The 13,726-nt window shown below is 58.1% G+C and carries 14 protein-coding genes and 1 pseudogene; 7 read left to right on the top strand and 8 right to left on the bottom strand.

Annotated elements, in window-relative coordinates; all coding sequences use genetic code 11:
* Positions 1-214 precede the first annotated feature (214 nt).
* From PMI21_RS25450 to PMI21_RS25475, 6 genes are all read left to right on the top strand, one after another.
* Positions 215-1,099 carry an ABC transporter permease gene (locus PMI21_RS25450; RefSeq protein ID WP_007933878.1) on the top strand — a complete coding sequence of 295 codons (885 nt, stop codon included), beginning with the start codon at positions 215-217 and terminating at the stop codon, positions 1,097-1,099.
* A gap of 1 nt (position 1,100) precedes the next feature.
* Entirely contained in the window at positions 1,101-1,913 is an 813-nt protein-coding gene (locus tag PMI21_RS25455; protein ID WP_007933876.1) for an ABC transporter ATP-binding protein, read from the top strand.
* Between the two features lie 25 nt (positions 1,914-1,938).
* Positions 1,939-2,964 (top strand): ABC transporter substrate-binding protein, encoded by a 1,026-nt coding sequence (locus tag PMI21_RS25460; protein ID WP_007933874.1) that lies wholly within the window; start codon positions 1,939-1,941, stop codon positions 2,962-2,964.
* Positions 2,965-3,012: 48 nt separating this feature from the next.
* Entirely contained in the window at positions 3,013-3,825 is an 813-nt protein-coding gene (locus PMI21_RS25465; RefSeq protein ID WP_007933873.1) for an energy transducer TonB, read from the top strand.
* Positions 3,826-3,925: 100 nt separating this feature from the next.
* Positions 3,926-4,651, top strand: a complete 726-nt coding sequence (locus PMI21_RS25470) for a MotA/TolQ/ExbB proton channel family protein (protein WP_007933872.1) — start codon at positions 3,926-3,928, stop codon at positions 4,649-4,651.
* A gap of 1 nt (position 4,652) precedes the next feature.
* Positions 4,653-5,054 carry an ExbD/TolR family protein gene (locus PMI21_RS25475; protein WP_007933871.1) on the top strand — a complete coding sequence of 134 codons (402 nt, stop codon included), beginning with the start codon at positions 4,653-4,655 and terminating at the stop codon, positions 5,052-5,054.
* A gap of 271 nt (positions 5,055-5,325) precedes the next feature.
* Here the strand turns inward: PMI21_RS25475 and PMI21_RS25480 are convergent, their stop codons facing one another.
* The 6 genes and pseudogenes from PMI21_RS25480 to PMI21_RS25500 all read right to left on the bottom strand — a co-directional run bounded on the left by PMI21_RS25480 (position 5,326) and on the right by PMI21_RS25500 (position 11,088).
* Positions 5,326-6,417 (bottom strand): methyl-accepting chemotaxis protein, encoded by a 1,092-nt coding sequence (locus PMI21_RS25480; protein ID WP_443200755.1) that lies wholly within the window; start codon positions 6,415-6,417, stop codon positions 5,326-5,328.
* Between the two features lie 198 nt (positions 6,418-6,615).
* Positions 6,616-6,891 (bottom strand): annotated as a pseudogene (locus PMI21_RS30120) (PAS domain-containing protein); the annotation flags it as partial.
* Between the two features lie 312 nt (positions 6,892-7,203).
* A complete protein-coding gene (locus PMI21_RS25485) occupies positions 7,204-7,656 on the bottom strand; it encodes a chromate resistance protein ChrB domain-containing protein (RefSeq protein WP_007933867.1) in 453 nt (150 codons plus the stop codon).
* Positions 7,657-7,742: 86 nt separating this feature from the next.
* Positions 7,743-9,101 (bottom strand): chromate efflux transporter, encoded by a 1,359-nt coding sequence (gene chrA / locus PMI21_RS25490; RefSeq protein ID WP_007933865.1) that lies wholly within the window; start codon positions 9,099-9,101, stop codon positions 7,743-7,745.
* A complete protein-coding gene (locus tag PMI21_RS25495) occupies positions 9,094-10,038 on the bottom strand; it encodes a chromate resistance protein ChrB domain-containing protein (protein ID WP_007933863.1) in 945 nt (314 codons plus the stop codon). Before PMI21_RS25495 ends, chrA begins: the two co-directional genes overlap by 8 nt.
* 159 nt (positions 10,039-10,197) lie before the next feature.
* Positions 10,198-11,088 (bottom strand): LysR family transcriptional regulator, encoded by an 891-nt coding sequence (locus PMI21_RS25500; protein WP_007933862.1) that lies wholly within the window; start codon positions 11,086-11,088, stop codon positions 10,198-10,200.
* A 235-nt stretch (positions 11,089-11,323) separates the two neighbouring features.
* Here PMI21_RS25500 and PMI21_RS25505 point away from each other — a divergent pair, with 235 nt between their 5' ends.
* On the top strand, positions 11,324-12,073 hold the full coding sequence (locus PMI21_RS25505) for a hydroxypyruvate isomerase family protein (RefSeq protein WP_007933861.1): 750 nt from the start codon (positions 11,324-11,326) through the stop codon (positions 12,071-12,073).
* 123 nt (positions 12,074-12,196) lie between these two features.
* Here the strand turns inward: PMI21_RS25505 and PMI21_RS25510 are convergent, their stop codons facing one another.
* Positions 12,197-12,679 carry a GNAT family N-acetyltransferase gene (locus tag PMI21_RS25510; RefSeq protein ID WP_007933860.1) on the bottom strand — a complete coding sequence of 161 codons (483 nt, stop codon included), beginning with the start codon at positions 12,677-12,679 and terminating at the stop codon, positions 12,197-12,199.
* 162 nt (positions 12,680-12,841) lie between these two features.
* Entirely contained in the window at positions 12,842-13,618 is a 777-nt protein-coding gene (locus PMI21_RS25515) for an IclR family transcriptional regulator (protein ID WP_007933859.1), read from the bottom strand.
* Positions 13,619-13,726: the final 108 nt, after the last annotated feature.

Below are 13,726 nucleotides of genomic sequence, written 5' to 3'. Positions count from 1 at the left end.
CATTTTATCCCGAGGCAGGAGCACACCCTGCAAAAGACCCGGGCTGAGCCGATCTACTATGCAAATAATTTATCTGACTGATCGTATATCTGATTTTTAATCATATTAGGTTATTCCCAAAAAGAATTTCACTGCGGTTTTTTATGCGAATAGCATGAATCCGAAGCTGACGCATGGCGCCTCCGGCCATGTTCTTTATGAGGAAGGAAGCCTGATGACCGAAAAGACTTTCGATACGCCGAGCGCCAGTAGCTCGTTTTCCGTCGATAAGGCCGTTCGCCTCACCGGCGATAGCCAGGGCGCGGCAAGGTTGCTCCCCGACTGGCTGCGTCACTGGCGTACACCTGAGGCGTTGCTGCGATTGATCAGTCCGATTGCGCTGTTGCTGTTGTGGGAACTGGCGTCGCAGTGGGGGCTGATTCCGCAACGGGTGATCGCTGCGCCGTCGCAGATTGGCGGCACGCTCTGGGCCATGATCACTTCCGGGGAGCTGGGCAAGCATCTGTTGGTATCCCTGCAACGGGCGCTCGTGGGGTTGAGCATCGGCGTGAGCGTCGGTGTCGTTGCGGCGCTGATTACCGGCCTGTCGAAACGCGGCGAGGTGATCCTCGATTCGCCGATGCAGATGCTGCGCACCATTCCTTCGCTGGCCCTGGTGCCGCTGTTCATTCTCTGGTTCGGCATCGGCGAGTTCACCAAAATCGCCCTGATCGTGACCGGCACCACCTTTCCGGTATACCTGAACCTGTTCGCCGGGATTCGCAACATCGATCCCAAACTGATCGAGGCCGCCAACACCCTGGGTCTCAATCGTCGCGAGTTGATCTGGCATGTGATCCTGCCGGGCTCCTTGCCCTCATTCTTCGTCGGCCTGCGTTACTCCCTGGGGATTTCCTGGCTGGCCCTGGTGTTTGTCGAGCAAATCAACACCACCGCCGGCATCGGCTATCTGGCCAGTGATGCGCGGGACTTCATGCGCACCGATGTGATCGTCATCTGCCTGCTGATTTACAGCGTTCTCGGCCTGTTGATCGACGGACTTATTCGCACGCTGGAGCGTTTTGCCCTGGCCTGGCGCCCATCATTTGTGAGGAACTGATATGTCGAGCATCGATCTTTTGGACGCGTCTAAAACCGTACATTCAGCCGCGCCCGTACAACTGCGCAATGTGGTGCGCCAGTTTGGTCAACAGCGGGTCATCGACGGCCTGGACCTGGACATCGCACCCGGCGAATTCGTCGCGCTGCTGGGGGCCAGCGGTTCGGGCAAGACCACTTTGTTGCGCAGCCTGGCCGGACTCGACAGCATCGACAGCGGCCAGCTGCGGGTGCCCAAAGCGCGGGCGGCGGTGTTTCAGGAGCCCCGGCTGATGCCCTGGAAGCGCGCCTGGAAGAACGTGATTCTCGGCCTGCACACCCCCAATGCCAAGGCGCGTGCGGTGCAGGCGCTGACCGAAGTGGGCCTGGCCCATCGTCTGGAAGCCTACCCGGCGACGCTCTCCGGTGGCGAAGCGCAGCGGGTGGCGCTGGCTCGTGGCCTGGTGCGCGAGCCCAAGCTGTTGCTGCTCGATGAACCGTTCGCCGCGCTCGATGCCCTGACCCGGATTCGCATGCATCGGCTGATCATCGAGTTATGGCGCAAACACACGCCGGCGGTGCTGCTGGTGACCCACGACGTGGATGAAGCGATCCTGCTGGCCGATCGGGTCATCGTGCTGGCCAACGGCAAGATCGCCGAGCAATTGACGATCGACTTGCCACGAGCCCGGGACACCGGTCAGGAAGGCTTTCAGCAAATCCGCGCGCGTCTGCTCAGCCTGTTGGGGGTTGAAGCGAACGAGCCAGCGGTTCAAGCGGCCGGCGCTGTACCAGCAGTGTCGACTGGCAACGTCCGGCGTTTTGCTCATGGCTGATTTTTTGATAAGGGAATTTTTTGCCATGCCAGGACGCATCTGGAAATCCACGGCCGTGCTGTTGTCTGGCGCCGCGCTGTTGCTCGGCGGTTGCGGTGAGACCGTCGAGACAAAGTCCCCATCGGCGGCCCAGTCAGATTTGTCCGGCGTGACGCTGGTGCTGGGCGATCAAGCCAAGGGCTTGCGCACGGTGGTCGAGGCGGCGAATGCGCTGGAAGGTATCGACTACAAGGTGCAATGGGCGAACTTCCAGGGTGCCGCGCCGTTGTTCGAAGCGCTGCGCGCCGGTGCTGTCGATCTGGGGCCGGCCGGTGATACGCCGGTACTCGCGGCGGCGACTGGCGGCACGCCGTTGCGGATTGTCGCGGTACGGCGCAGTCAGTCGAGGGGGATCGCGATTCTGGTTCCGCCGGATTCAACGATTCGCAGCGTCGCGGATTTGAAAGGTCGCAACGTGGTGGTGTCGTCGGCCCGAGGCAGCATTTCCCAGTACTTGCTGATTCGCGCACTGGCCAATGCCGGGGTCGATGAGAAAGACGTCAACGTCGGCTTCGTCTTGCCGACCGACGCCTTGCCGGCGTTCAACGCCGGGAAAATCGAAGCCTGGGCTACGTTCGGTGTGTACCAGGCATTCGCCGAGCAGAAGGGCGCTCGGGTGCTGATCAGTGGCGAGGGCATCAACACCGGGCTGACGTTTATCACCGCCTCCGATGAAGTGCTGACCGACCCGCTCAAGCGCAAAGCGCTGAGCGATGTATTGCAGCGCTTCGCCAAGGCGTTCGAATGGGCGCAGCGCAATCCCGACGAGTACGCTCGGGTGTTCGCCAAGGTCAACGACATTCCCCTTGAAGTCTCGCAGACGCTGCGCAGCTGGGGTGATGAGTCGCTGTTGCCGGTTGAACCGCGGGATGTGCAGGCCTTGCAGCAAGTCGATGACTTGTTCGTGGAAAAGAAGATCTTTCCCCATCGCGTTGATGTGCAAAAGCTGACTGATGCTCAAGTGTTTTTCCGGGTGCCTTTGACATTGACGCAATCGGAACCGGCACGTTAGTACGGGTCCAGGCGCGTGTTTAATTTGAATGTTTACAGGAGTCAATGAATGGGCAATGTCCAGAACGCCGCCAGTGCCCTAGAGGTGTTCCGGCACCCACTGCCCGGCGGTGAACTGCTCGATCTTGGCCGGGTTTTCCGGGAACCCCTGGCGCTGTCGCGGCAGCTCAGCACGCCCAAACGTGTCTTGAGTCGTCGCGAAGCGGTCTTGCTGGGGGTGTTCGCGCTGGTGCTGCATGGCGCGGTGATTGTCTGGGTCAACCAGACACCGCCGCCGGCACTGCCAGTGGTGCCGCCGCAGATCCCGCCGATGACCATCGAGTTCTCGCAGCCGGCGCCACCGGTGGTGGTGCCTCCACCGCCCGAGCCGATTCCACAGCCAGTGGCCGAGCCGCCGCCTCCTGTGGAGGATGAACTGGCGATCAAGCCACCGCCTCCCAAACCGATTCCCAAGCCCAAACCTGTGGTTAAACCGGTGCCCAAACCCGTGGCCAAACCGGTGGAGCAGCCGCCTGCGCCACCCGCGCCGCCACAACCGGTCGCCTCGCCAGCCCCTGCGGCACCGCCGGCACCGAAACCGGTGACCCCGGCGTCGGCCAGCGCCGGTTACTTGAAGAACCCGGCACCGGAATACCCGTCGCTGGCGATGCGTCGCGGCTGGGAAGGCACGGTGTTGTTGCGGGTGCATGTTTTGGCCAGCGGCAAACCCGGCGAAATCCAGATCCAGAAAAGCAGTGGCCGCGATCAACTCGACGACGCGGCACTGGCCGCGGTCAAGCGCTGGAGTTTCGTCCCGGCCAAGCAGGGCGACGTCGCCCAGGACGGTTGGGTCAGCGTGCCCATCGACTTCAAAATCAAGTAGCCATACCTATTAAAAGCACACCTATCGAAAGACAACGCGGGCCACCTGACAAAAGGCGCATCGCTACAACCGATTTAATGCCTTGTTGGAGAGCCTGACCATGAACCTGATCGCATCCCCTTTCGAATCCATCGAACACGCCGTCATCTGGTTGTTGATCCTATTTTCCGTCGCCACCTGGGGCCTGGCCTTGCTCAAGGGCGTGCAGTTCACCCGTCTCAAGACCCAGGATCGCAAATTCCATAAACACTTCTGGGCCGCTTCCAGTCTCGATTCCGCCGCTGAATTAGCCCATGGTCAACCGGGCGCTGCGGCTCGCGTGGCACTGGCCGGTTACGCCGCGATCCAGGTGCCAGAGGGCGCACAAGCCGCCGACTTGAGCCAGGCGATCAACCATCAGGACCGTCTCGAACGTGCTTTGCGCCAGCAGATCGTGCGGGAACGGCGTTCGCTTGAAAGCGGCCTGGCGATCCTCGCCAGTATCGGCAGCACCTCGCCCTTCATCGGCCTGTTCGGCACGGTATGGGGCATCATGTCGGCCTTGAAAGGCATCAGTGCGGCGGGCTCGGCGAGCCTGGAAACCGTGGCCGGGCCGATCGGTGCCGCCTTGGTTGCCACCGGCGTCGGCATCGCTGTCGCGGTGCCGGCGGTGCTGGTCTACAACTACTACCTGCGTCGCCTGAAACTGACCGCCGCCGATCTCGACGACTTCGCCCACGACTTCTACAGCCTGGCGCAGAAAAACGCGTTCCGCGTGCTGCTGCACCCGGTGCTGAGCAAGTCCGGCGCGACCGTCGCCGGACAGCAAGTCAAGGAGGCGTCCTGAGATGGCCTTCTCCACACAAGACAGCGATGAAGTGCTCAGCGAGATCAACGTTACGCCACTGGTGGACGTGATGCTGGTGCTGCTGGTGGTGTTTATCGTCACCGCGCCACTGCTGACCAACGCGATCCCGATCAACCTGCCGAAGACCGAAGCGGTGGCGCCGGTGGAACAGAAAGATCCGCTGGTGGTGAGCATCGACGACAAGGGCAAGGTGTTCATCAACAAGGACGAGATCCAGGCGGATCTGCTCGAGTTCAACCTACAAGCGGCTAAAGCGAAAAATCCCGACGTGCGCGTGCAACTGCAGGCGGACAACGGGGTGAATTATGGCGAGGTCGCCCGGGCCATGGCGTCTATCGAGCGAGCGGGGATCAGCAAATTGTCGGTGATTACGGCGAAATAAGTTTCGGGTTTATTGCATTGGATGTGGGGCGGTGAATTATGGGGGGACGCCGCGTTTGGAGAGCAATCTCCGCTAGCTGTCAGTAAGCGGGCAGTGAATCCATCTTGCTTTTTTATCGTCGTGAGTTCGAAGCTCCAGAGGTGTCGATAGGGCCAAATCCTTTTGGCTGACCGCATTGTGCTTGGTGGGTGTGACCAAGGCATGACAGGGCGGATACGAAAGCGCGGGCAAAAGCCCGCGTAAGGCGGGCCTCTCCATGAGGATTGATTGGTTATCGGTTAAACCGCTCAACCAATGAATACTGCGTGGACGCGGTCTTGGTCAGTTCCTTATTCAGGTCTGCCGATTGGTGCGCCTGTTCCGAGGTTTGATCGGCCAAGTGGGCGATCGTGGTGATGTTTCGGCTGATTTCCTCGGCGACGGCAGTTTGCTCTTCAGTGGCCGCGGCAATTTGGGTGGTCATGTCGGTGATGTGGGAGACCGCTTCGCTGATGCCCACCAATGCCTTGTCTGCCTCAAGCACCCAGGTCACACCTTCTTGGGCCTGACGATGACCGCTCTCCATGGTCTGCACGGCATTGTTGGACGACGTCTGGAGCTTAGTGATCAGGTCATGGATCTGGGTGGTGGATTGCGAGGTGCGTTGGGCCAGTTGGCGAACCTCGTCGGCCACGACAGCGAAACCCCTGCCCATGTCGCCGGCGCGCGCTGCTTCGATGGCGGCATTCAGTGCCAGCAGATTGGTCTGATCAGCGATTCCTTTGATCACGTCAACGACTGTCCCTATTTCGTTGCTGTCCCTGGCCAGTTGTGCAACTGTCAGACTTGTCTCGCCGACAACGGCGGAGAGGCGCTCGATAGCCTCTCGGGTGTCTCGGGCCACATCGCGGCCGCGACTGGTCAGCAGGTTAGCTTGTTGGGTGGCATCAGCCGCACGCTGGACGTGGCTGGCGACTTCCTGGGTGGTCGCGGCCATCTGGTTGACCGCGGCAGATACCTGTTCGGTTTCGACGCGCTGGCGATCAAGGCCTTTTGAGCTATCAGTGGCAAGTACGTCGGATTGTCCCGCCAGCTCGTTGAGTTGCTCGGCGGTGTCTTGCAGGCGCGTCAGGCAAGTCTTAAGGCGCGAAGTCTGGCTGACGAAGGCGGTTTCCAGGCGGGCTTGTGGTCCGCGCGCATCGCTGTACATCTGAGCGATTAGTGAGTCGGAGGTAGAGGGCTCAGCCATCTGCAGCAGGCGCAAAATTCCTCGCATCTGCCAGCGTGAAGAGAGCAAGCCGATCGGTACGGCTATGCCTGCGGCCACGGCAATCGCCACGGGCGCGGTGAAGAACAAGCCGCCCATAGTACCCGCCAGTCCCATGGCAATGTACGGCACGCAATCTAGCAGGGCAGGTTGCCAAGCGTCTTGGCGGGGGATGGCCGGTTGTCCCTGGCTGATGCGCTTATACAGGGATTCAGCACGGCGAATCTGATCAGTCGTCGGTTTGACTCTGACCGATTCAAAGCCAACCACCTGGCTGCCTTCAAATATCGGTGTGACGTACGCGTTGACCCAGTAGTGATCGCCATTTCTAGAGCGGTTCTTGACGATACCCATCCACGGGCGGCCTTGCTTGAGAGCACCCCACATATGGGCAAATACGGCAGATGGGACGTCAGGATGGCGGACGATATTTTGGGGGGCGCCAATCAGATCGGCTCTATCAAAACCACTGATCTCTACGAAGGCGTCATTGCAGTACGTAATAACTCCTCGATCATTTGTCGTCGAGATGAGTTTCTGCTGAGGTGCGAGTGAAATCTCACGCTGCGTAACAGGCTGATTATTTCTCATTCCGATTGCTCCTTGGTTCCTTTAAGAGTCCATCGGCTAGTACTTGAAAAAAATTAGCGAATTTTTCTAAAAAAGTCTTTTATAACAATGAGTTGCATTGAAGTTTATAAACTATTTTGGATCCGATTTGCTCGTGTGGATATGGTCTTGATTTGATTGAAAAAACTCGTCTGTAGACTCAAAGAGGCAAGCCTTTCTTATCAACAAACAGTCAGCCTGCTATCGCAATTCTTCCACAAAATGAATGACTACCACTGCCACTAATGTAAAAAAGCCCAGCTCTGGTCTGGGCTTCTGCGCAAACGGACCTCTTCACATCTGCGGAGGCCAGTTATGCGATTCACCTTGGCATTCCTTGCACCAGGCATAGAGTGCGTCATACATAATCAGACCGTGCGCGAGCATTTCATGGTCATCGGTAAAACGCTGCGACAGTCCCAACGAGATTGCGTACAACCCCGCTGATTGCGGCGTCAGGTCCAGGCGCGAGGTATCTGCGCCGCGTACGATCTTGGCCAGCTGCTGCAAGGCGGGCTCACTGAGCTGGTACTTCTTCAGAAACGCGTCGAAGCTGCACAGCTCGCCCTCATGCGTCAGCTCGACGCCGGGAATATCGTAGGGCGCTGCGTCTGTCTCGGCTGCAATCCGCAGTACATCTCCGCTGGGCACGTATAAAAACTCGGGCTGGGGATCGATAAAACGAGTGATCAGCCAGGGACAGGCAATGCGGTCAATCTTGGGTCGTTCACGGGTAATCCACCTCATGGAACACCTCCTGCCTAGCTCTGTAGGCTGGGTGATGTGGCGGGCCCGGTGCCCGCCAAAGACTGTTACCTGACTGACTCGTGCTTTTACCGCAACAGATGCACGGCCAAGCCGACGAGGGCGCAGGCCATCAGCACCTGAATGACGCCCCGTTTGAAGCGGAACAAGGCAATCGCCGCTGCAATGGCGATGAGTGCAGAGGGCCAGTCGAGGTTACCGCTGAAGCCCTTTGGCCACAGCACGTGGTAGCCAAAGAAACACGCCAGATTGAGGATCACTCCAACCACCGCCGCTGTAATCGCGGTCAGTGGTGCCGTGAACTTGAGTTCGTTGTGGGTCGACTCCACCAGCGGGCCACCCGCGAGGATGAACAGGAACGAAGGCAGGAAGGTGAACCAGGTCACCAGAGAGGCGGCGACGGCCCCAGCCAGAAATACCTGATCGGCCCCGAACACTTGCGAGACGTAGGCGCCGACAAAACCGACGAAGGCTACCACCATGATCAGCGGTCCCGGGGTGGTTTCCCCCAGAGCCAGCCCGTCGATCATCTGTGTCGGGGTCAGCCAGCCATAGTGACCGACCGCGCCCTGGTAGACATAGGGGAGTACCGCGTAGGCCCCACCAAAGGTCAACAACGCCGCCTTGGTGAAGAACCAGGCCATCTGGGTCAGGGTGCCGTGCCAGCCAAAGAGGGTGGTCAGGATCCCCATCGGCATTGCCCATAGCGCGGCGCCGATGAGTGCCAGCAGCGTCAGTTTCGACCAGCTGAACCGGGCATGCTCGGGGGACGGGGTGTCATCATCGATCAAAGCCGGGCCGAAGGACTTTTTGGCGGCGCTATGGCCCCCGGCTCTGAACTTCTCCGGAGCCAGGCGTCCACCGACATAACCGATCAAGGCGGCACCCAGAACGATCAACGGGAACGGCACGTTGAACGCGAAGATGGCGGTAAATGACGCCGCCGCTATCGCCCACAGCCAATTGTTCTTCAATGCACGTGAGCCGATCCGGTGGGCCGCCTGCACCACAATGGCCGTCACGGCGGGCTTGATGCCATAGAAGAGACCCGCCACCACGGGGACTTCACCGAACGCGATGTAAAGCCAGGACAGTACGATCAGGATGAACAGTGAGGGGAGTACAAACAGCCCCCCGGCAATCACTCCTCCCCAGGTTCGATGCATCAGCCAACCGATGTAGGTCGCCAGCTGCTGAGCCTCTGGCCCAGGCAGCAACATGCAGTAGTTGAGGGCATGCAGGAATCTGCGCTCGGATATCCAGCGCCGCCGCTCTACCAATTCCTGGTGCATGATCGAGATCTGTCCCGCAGGCCCGCCGAAACTGATGAAGCCGAGTTTCAACCAGAACCAGAACGCCTCACGAAGACTGATCGCCTCCGGCCTCGACAGCTCTTTTTCAACCATTGGTGGCAAAACCTTACTCATTGGGGTGTTCCTCTTTCACAAACCCGGCGAGCAGGCCGTCGAAAATAGCGCTCGCAGCAGCCAGCAAATGGTCGTCGTGGGTAATGGTTTCGCGCAGTCCTGCCAGCACACGCTCAACACCGGCAGCCTCAACCGGCTGAATACCTCCAACATCGAGGTAATGCACCAACGCCGCGATACGGTTTAGGCCGGGCTCTTGAAGTTCAAAGCTGGCTTGCAAAGTTTCGAAAGTCACCCGGTTGCCCACGTGACTGAAAGTCGCCTCGTCGAAATCGAAGCCCAGCGCATCAGCGGGACATTCCTGCGGAGTGTCCAGCCAGAGGATCTGAGCGTTGGGGGCAATGAAACGGCGGATCAACCAGGCACAAGCCAAGCGATCAACCCAAGGGCGTTTGCGAGTTGCCCAAACACGACCCTGATAGTCAGCACGATTGAGTGCCGTTATTGGTTGGTTGCAGCTGTGTGGCTCATCCGCAGACAGCGCTCGGCTGACTGCGGTCTCAAGCTCCTGCAATGCTGCGTCAATCTGCTGCTTCGGCTTGCCTGGAAAGTAATCGATGCTGCTCAGTTGCTCGTAGCCTTTGCGCAGCTTGCGAATCTGCTTGGTGGTGGACAGCGCATTTTCGGTCGTGAGTTGTCCCCGGCACTCTTCGATGTCAGCGCGAAGCTTGTTGTAGTCCTCGCTGCGGTCGAACAACCCTATAAACCGTTCACCGTTTGGATCTACCACAGGCAAGACATAGGCGGTTCCATTGATGGCCAGAATGTCCCGCTCAACTGAGGCTAGCGCCTCACGACAGGCACTGGTATCCGGCAGCAGGTAGGCACCATCACGCAAAACCGCAGCCCCGGAAGCTTTTAGGGCACGCCAGGCGCGCATGCGCTCGGTGGCATTCGCTGTGGGTAAGCCAAGAATCAATGCGAGCCAATTTTCCATGTAGAGTTCGCTATTTATTTTGTAGTAAATATAACAATAGCGCTAATTCGGACGGTCGAAAAGCCCCGCTTGATAACGCAATTCTTGGGAGTTAGCTGGAGTCGGGGGGAAGCAGGGGCAGCAGTCGGTGGCGGGTCTCCCCGGAAAACCCGATTCGGTTTAGCCCTGTGTTTGACTGAAGAAACCAGCCGTTTGAGCAAACTCAACGAACTGCTTGTTGGCAACCGACAAGTATTCGTTCGCTCGCCAGCACAAGCTGAAACTCATGGTCTGCGCCGGTTTGAACGGAACACCCAAAATACCAGGCTCGCACTCTTGAACGGAACGCAGCAGTGTCGAAATGCCCATGCCATCCAGCGTTGCCTTGATGACCAGGGAGACGAAATTGCTTTGCAGCGCGATTCGGTAGCGGGTACCGGAAGCCTCGCAGAAGGCGTCGAACAGATGGCGTTGCAGGAATGTTTGATCAAACAGCACCATATGCTCATCCTGCAATTGTCGGGCTTCGATAAAGGCTTTGCCCGCAAGTGGATGGTTTTCGTTCATGCAGAGCACCATCTCGTCCGTCCCTAGCAGCACTGAGCCCCATCCACTTTCGACTCGGCGGGACTCCAGCAGCGCGACGTCGATTTCACGGTTTTCCAGGCGCTGGCTGATGTCATCCGCGCTGCCTTCGATCACCGTCATCTCGATGCCGGGATACTTCTTACCAAAGGCGTTGAGCACCTGCGGAATGTAATTGATCCCGAACATCGGCGGCACACCCAGCCGAATTTCACCGCTGTGCAACTGCGCCATATCCCGTAGTTCCTGACGCGCCATGTCCAGTTCCAGCAAGGCGACTTCCACGCGCGCAAGAAAGACTTGTCCTTCAGCCGTAACGGTGATTTGCCGTGCCGCGCGGTTGAAGAGCGTAACGCCCAGTTCTTCCTCCAGGCGAGTGACGGCCATACTCAACGCTGGCTGGGCGATATGCAGGCTTTGAGCGGCTTTGGTGAAGCTGCCTTGCCGCGCAACTTCTACGCAGCACTTCAGGGCTTTGAGATTCATGCCGGACATACTCGGATCGAAAACCAGAGAATAACAATTTGTGATGAGAATCATCACAACATAATATTTTTCGTGATGGTGATGGCTCGCTAGCATGCGCGCAATTACTTCACTGCCGCCTTCTTGAGAGCGTCATAACCCGCTGGCTATCGCTTTAACGCTGGCGGTGGCGCTTTTCGGCGAAGGATGTTCCAGGCTGATGATTTCATTTCTTTCCAGGATGGATGTTTGCCCAATGCTCAAGTTCAATGCTCATCTCGGTTTTCAATTCAACGAATTGCCTTTTCTGCAACGCATCGAAGCTGCCGCTGCCGCTGGATTTCGGGCGGTGGAGTTTCCGTCGCCCTATGAGTTCGACGCCAGTCTCCTGGCCGACCACTTGGCTCAATACGCGCTTCCTCTGATTCAGTTCGCCGCACCGGCGGGTGTCACCAAAGGCATTGCTGCCCTGCAAGGCAAGGAAGAAGAGTTTCGTGCTGGTTTGGTCCAGGCCGCCCGTTATGCAAAGGTGCTGGCTTGTTCGGATGTCCACATCATGTCTGGAATTACGACGCAGGGTGAGGCTGCACTCAGCTTCGGGAGCAACCTGGAATATGCAGTCAAATACTTCGAAGATCAGGGGTTGCGGCCCCTGATCGAAGTGATCAGTTCGAAGGAAATGCCGGGCTACTACATGTCTGACTTCAGTAAGGCGCAACAGGTGCTGGAGACCTTCCCGAGTATTGGGCTGATTCTCGATCTTTACCATGCCCAGCTTTTGACCGGAGACGCAGCAGGTGTTCTGGCTCGATTTTATAATCGAACCGTCCATGTGCAAATTGCGGACTGCCCGGGCCGTCACGAACCGGGAACGGGCAGCATCAACTTTGCTGCCTTGTTCGCGGCGCTGGAACAGTATGGTTACCCGGGATGGATCGGGTGTGAATACCGTCCTTGCGACACTACCGTTGCGAGCCTGGACTGGCTCAAGCAGCTCAGCGCTTAGCGCTTGGGGGGCTCGCGTTACGTTGATGCACTCCTCAGGTGGGGAAGTTCAAAAGGCGCTTGATGGCCGATAGTTGTCTGTCACGATTTATCGTGCAGGAATGGTTCGAACCTCTTTTCACCTTTACAAACGCATTCCCATCTCGAAGGCACGAGTTTCAAACCCGAACTCTGTGTACATGCGCGCGGCACGCGCATTGAACGGCCAGACAGACAACCTCAAGTCCTGGGCGTCATTTTCGATTGCCCAGTTTTTAACAAGTTGAATAAGCCTGCGTCCAATACCTTTTCCCCAAAATTGCTCGGCTACACATACCGATCCGATACGAACAACATTCAGCGGTTGCATCAGCGGCCCGGAGCTTGCCGACAGGCTGGCGGTAATGAACGCCGCAGCCTGGTGACCGACATTTGCGATAAATACAACATGACCCGGTTTCTCGAAAAGACCTGACCAATGAGGAAGGTCGCGCGAAAAGTCTTGGGTGGCAGCTGCGTAGATATCGGGACGGGCAGCGTGGTGCACCGTGTTAAGCAGTTGTCCCAACTCACACATGCTCAATGCGTCTTCTACCGTTGCGGTTCGGTAAGTAATGGCTTCGTCCATGATGAGAAACTCTCCATGATTTGCGCGTTATTTTGTTGTCTGCATTGAAAAAAGAGGCTTTTGCCTCTTTTTTCGTTCCTGTGCCCCGTCCTGAATAAGGTTCTCAGGAGGGCGTTGATTGCACAGGAGATTCTGCCGGGCTGCGCGCGAAGAGAGGGCCGGCTAGAGGGTCCTTATCGAGGTCCGTATCGCGCGTGCGCATTCGATCACTGCGGGGGCCAGTTTGCGCTCGGCTTCCTCCATGGTCCAGCGACTGGTCGGCACCACTACATGCACCGCGGCGACCGGCAGGCCTTGGCTGCCAATGATAGGGGAGGCGATCGTCATATCGCCGAGAAACAGTTCCTCTTTATTGATGGCGTACCCCTTGCGCCGCGTGGCCTCGATTTGTTCGAGGATGTCGTCTATCGCGGTCAGGGTGTACTGGGTGTGCTGTTTGCGCTCGCTGGCCTCCAGTGCCGCGAGGGGTTCGTTGTCTGGCAGAGCACTGAGATAAGCCCGCCCGGAGCCGGTGCAGTACATCGGTATGCGGCTGCCGATGGGCATGTGGATGGGGATGAATTTTGGTGCTACGAACCGTGCAACATAAACCATGTCCAGCCCATCGGGCTCGGTCAGGTTGGTCGTTTCCCCGGTGGCCTGCGCCAGCTCGGCAAGGAACGGGTTGGCCACGTCAACCAGCGTGTCCGCGGCCAGGTAGTTGTAGCCGATCTCCATGACCTTCGGGGTCAGCTGGAAGCGTTTGGTCTGCGGATGTTTGCGCACATAACCGAGCTCCTCCAGGGTGTGGATCATGCGTTGCGCGGAGCTTTTGTTGATCTCTGCCGCTTGCGCGATATCCGCCAGATTCATCGTGCGCCGGGATGCGTTGAAGGCCCGCAGCACCGCCAGGCCTTTTTCCAATGACTGATTGAACAGGGGATGAGTGTTATCGCTCATGGCAGATCCTTTTGTTTTGCTTCTTACATATCGATATTCGATATTAATAAATCTCTTTACGATTTTTGTAAAGCGTTTATAGTTGTTTTGAGCCCACTGCCATCCACT

It is taken from the genome of Pseudomonas sp. GM18, from assembly GCF_000282195.1.
In the GTDB taxonomy this organism is placed as follows: Bacteria; Pseudomonadota; Gammaproteobacteria; order Pseudomonadales; family Pseudomonadaceae; genus Aquipseudomonas.
This window is presented reverse-complemented; position numbering and strand designations above follow the sequence as displayed.

Excerpts from the sequence above, each read along its gene's own strand:
- PMI21_RS25450 (WP_007933878.1), top strand. The coding sequence starts at position 215 with ATGACCGAAAAGACTTTCGATACGCCGAGCGCCAGTAGCTCGTTTTCC.
- PMI21_RS25455 (WP_007933876.1), top strand. The coding sequence starts at position 1,101 with ATGTCGAGCATCGATCTTTTGGACGCGTCTAAAACCGTACATTCAGCC.
- PMI21_RS25460 (WP_007933874.1), top strand. The coding sequence starts at position 1,939 with ATGCCAGGACGCATCTGGAAATCCACGGCCGTGCTGTTGTCTGGCGCC.
- PMI21_RS25465 (WP_007933873.1), top strand. The coding sequence starts at position 3,013 with ATGGGCAATGTCCAGAACGCCGCCAGTGCCCTAGAGGTGTTCCGGCAC.
- PMI21_RS25470 (WP_007933872.1), top strand. The coding sequence starts at position 3,926 with ATGAACCTGATCGCATCCCCTTTCGAATCCATCGAACACGCCGTCATC.
- PMI21_RS25475 (WP_007933871.1), top strand. The coding sequence starts at position 4,653 with ATGGCCTTCTCCACACAAGACAGCGATGAAGTGCTCAGCGAGATCAAC.
- PMI21_RS25480 (WP_443200755.1), bottom strand. The coding sequence starts at position 6,417 with ATGGGACTGGCGGGTACTATGGGCGGCTTGTTCTTCACCGCGCCCGTG.
- PMI21_RS25485 (WP_007933867.1), bottom strand. The coding sequence starts at position 7,656 with ATGAGGTGGATTACCCGTGAACGACCCAAGATTGACCGCATTGCCTGT.
- chrA (WP_007933865.1), bottom strand. The coding sequence starts at position 9,101 with ATGAGTAAGGTTTTGCCACCAATGGTTGAAAAAGAGCTGTCGAGGCCG.
- PMI21_RS25495 (WP_007933863.1), bottom strand. The coding sequence starts at position 10,038 with ATGGAAAATTGGCTCGCATTGATTCTTGGCTTACCCACAGCGAATGCC.
- PMI21_RS25500 (WP_007933862.1), bottom strand. The coding sequence starts at position 11,088 with ATGAATCTCAAAGCCCTGAAGTGCTGCGTAGAAGTTGCGCGGCAAGGC.
- PMI21_RS25505 (WP_007933861.1), top strand. The coding sequence starts at position 11,324 with ATGCTCAAGTTCAATGCTCATCTCGGTTTTCAATTCAACGAATTGCCT.
- PMI21_RS25510 (WP_007933860.1), bottom strand. The coding sequence starts at position 12,679 with ATGGACGAAGCCATTACTTACCGAACCGCAACGGTAGAAGACGCATTG.
- PMI21_RS25515 (WP_007933859.1), bottom strand. The coding sequence starts at position 13,618 with ATGAGCGATAACACTCATCCCCTGTTCAATCAGTCATTGGAAAAAGGC.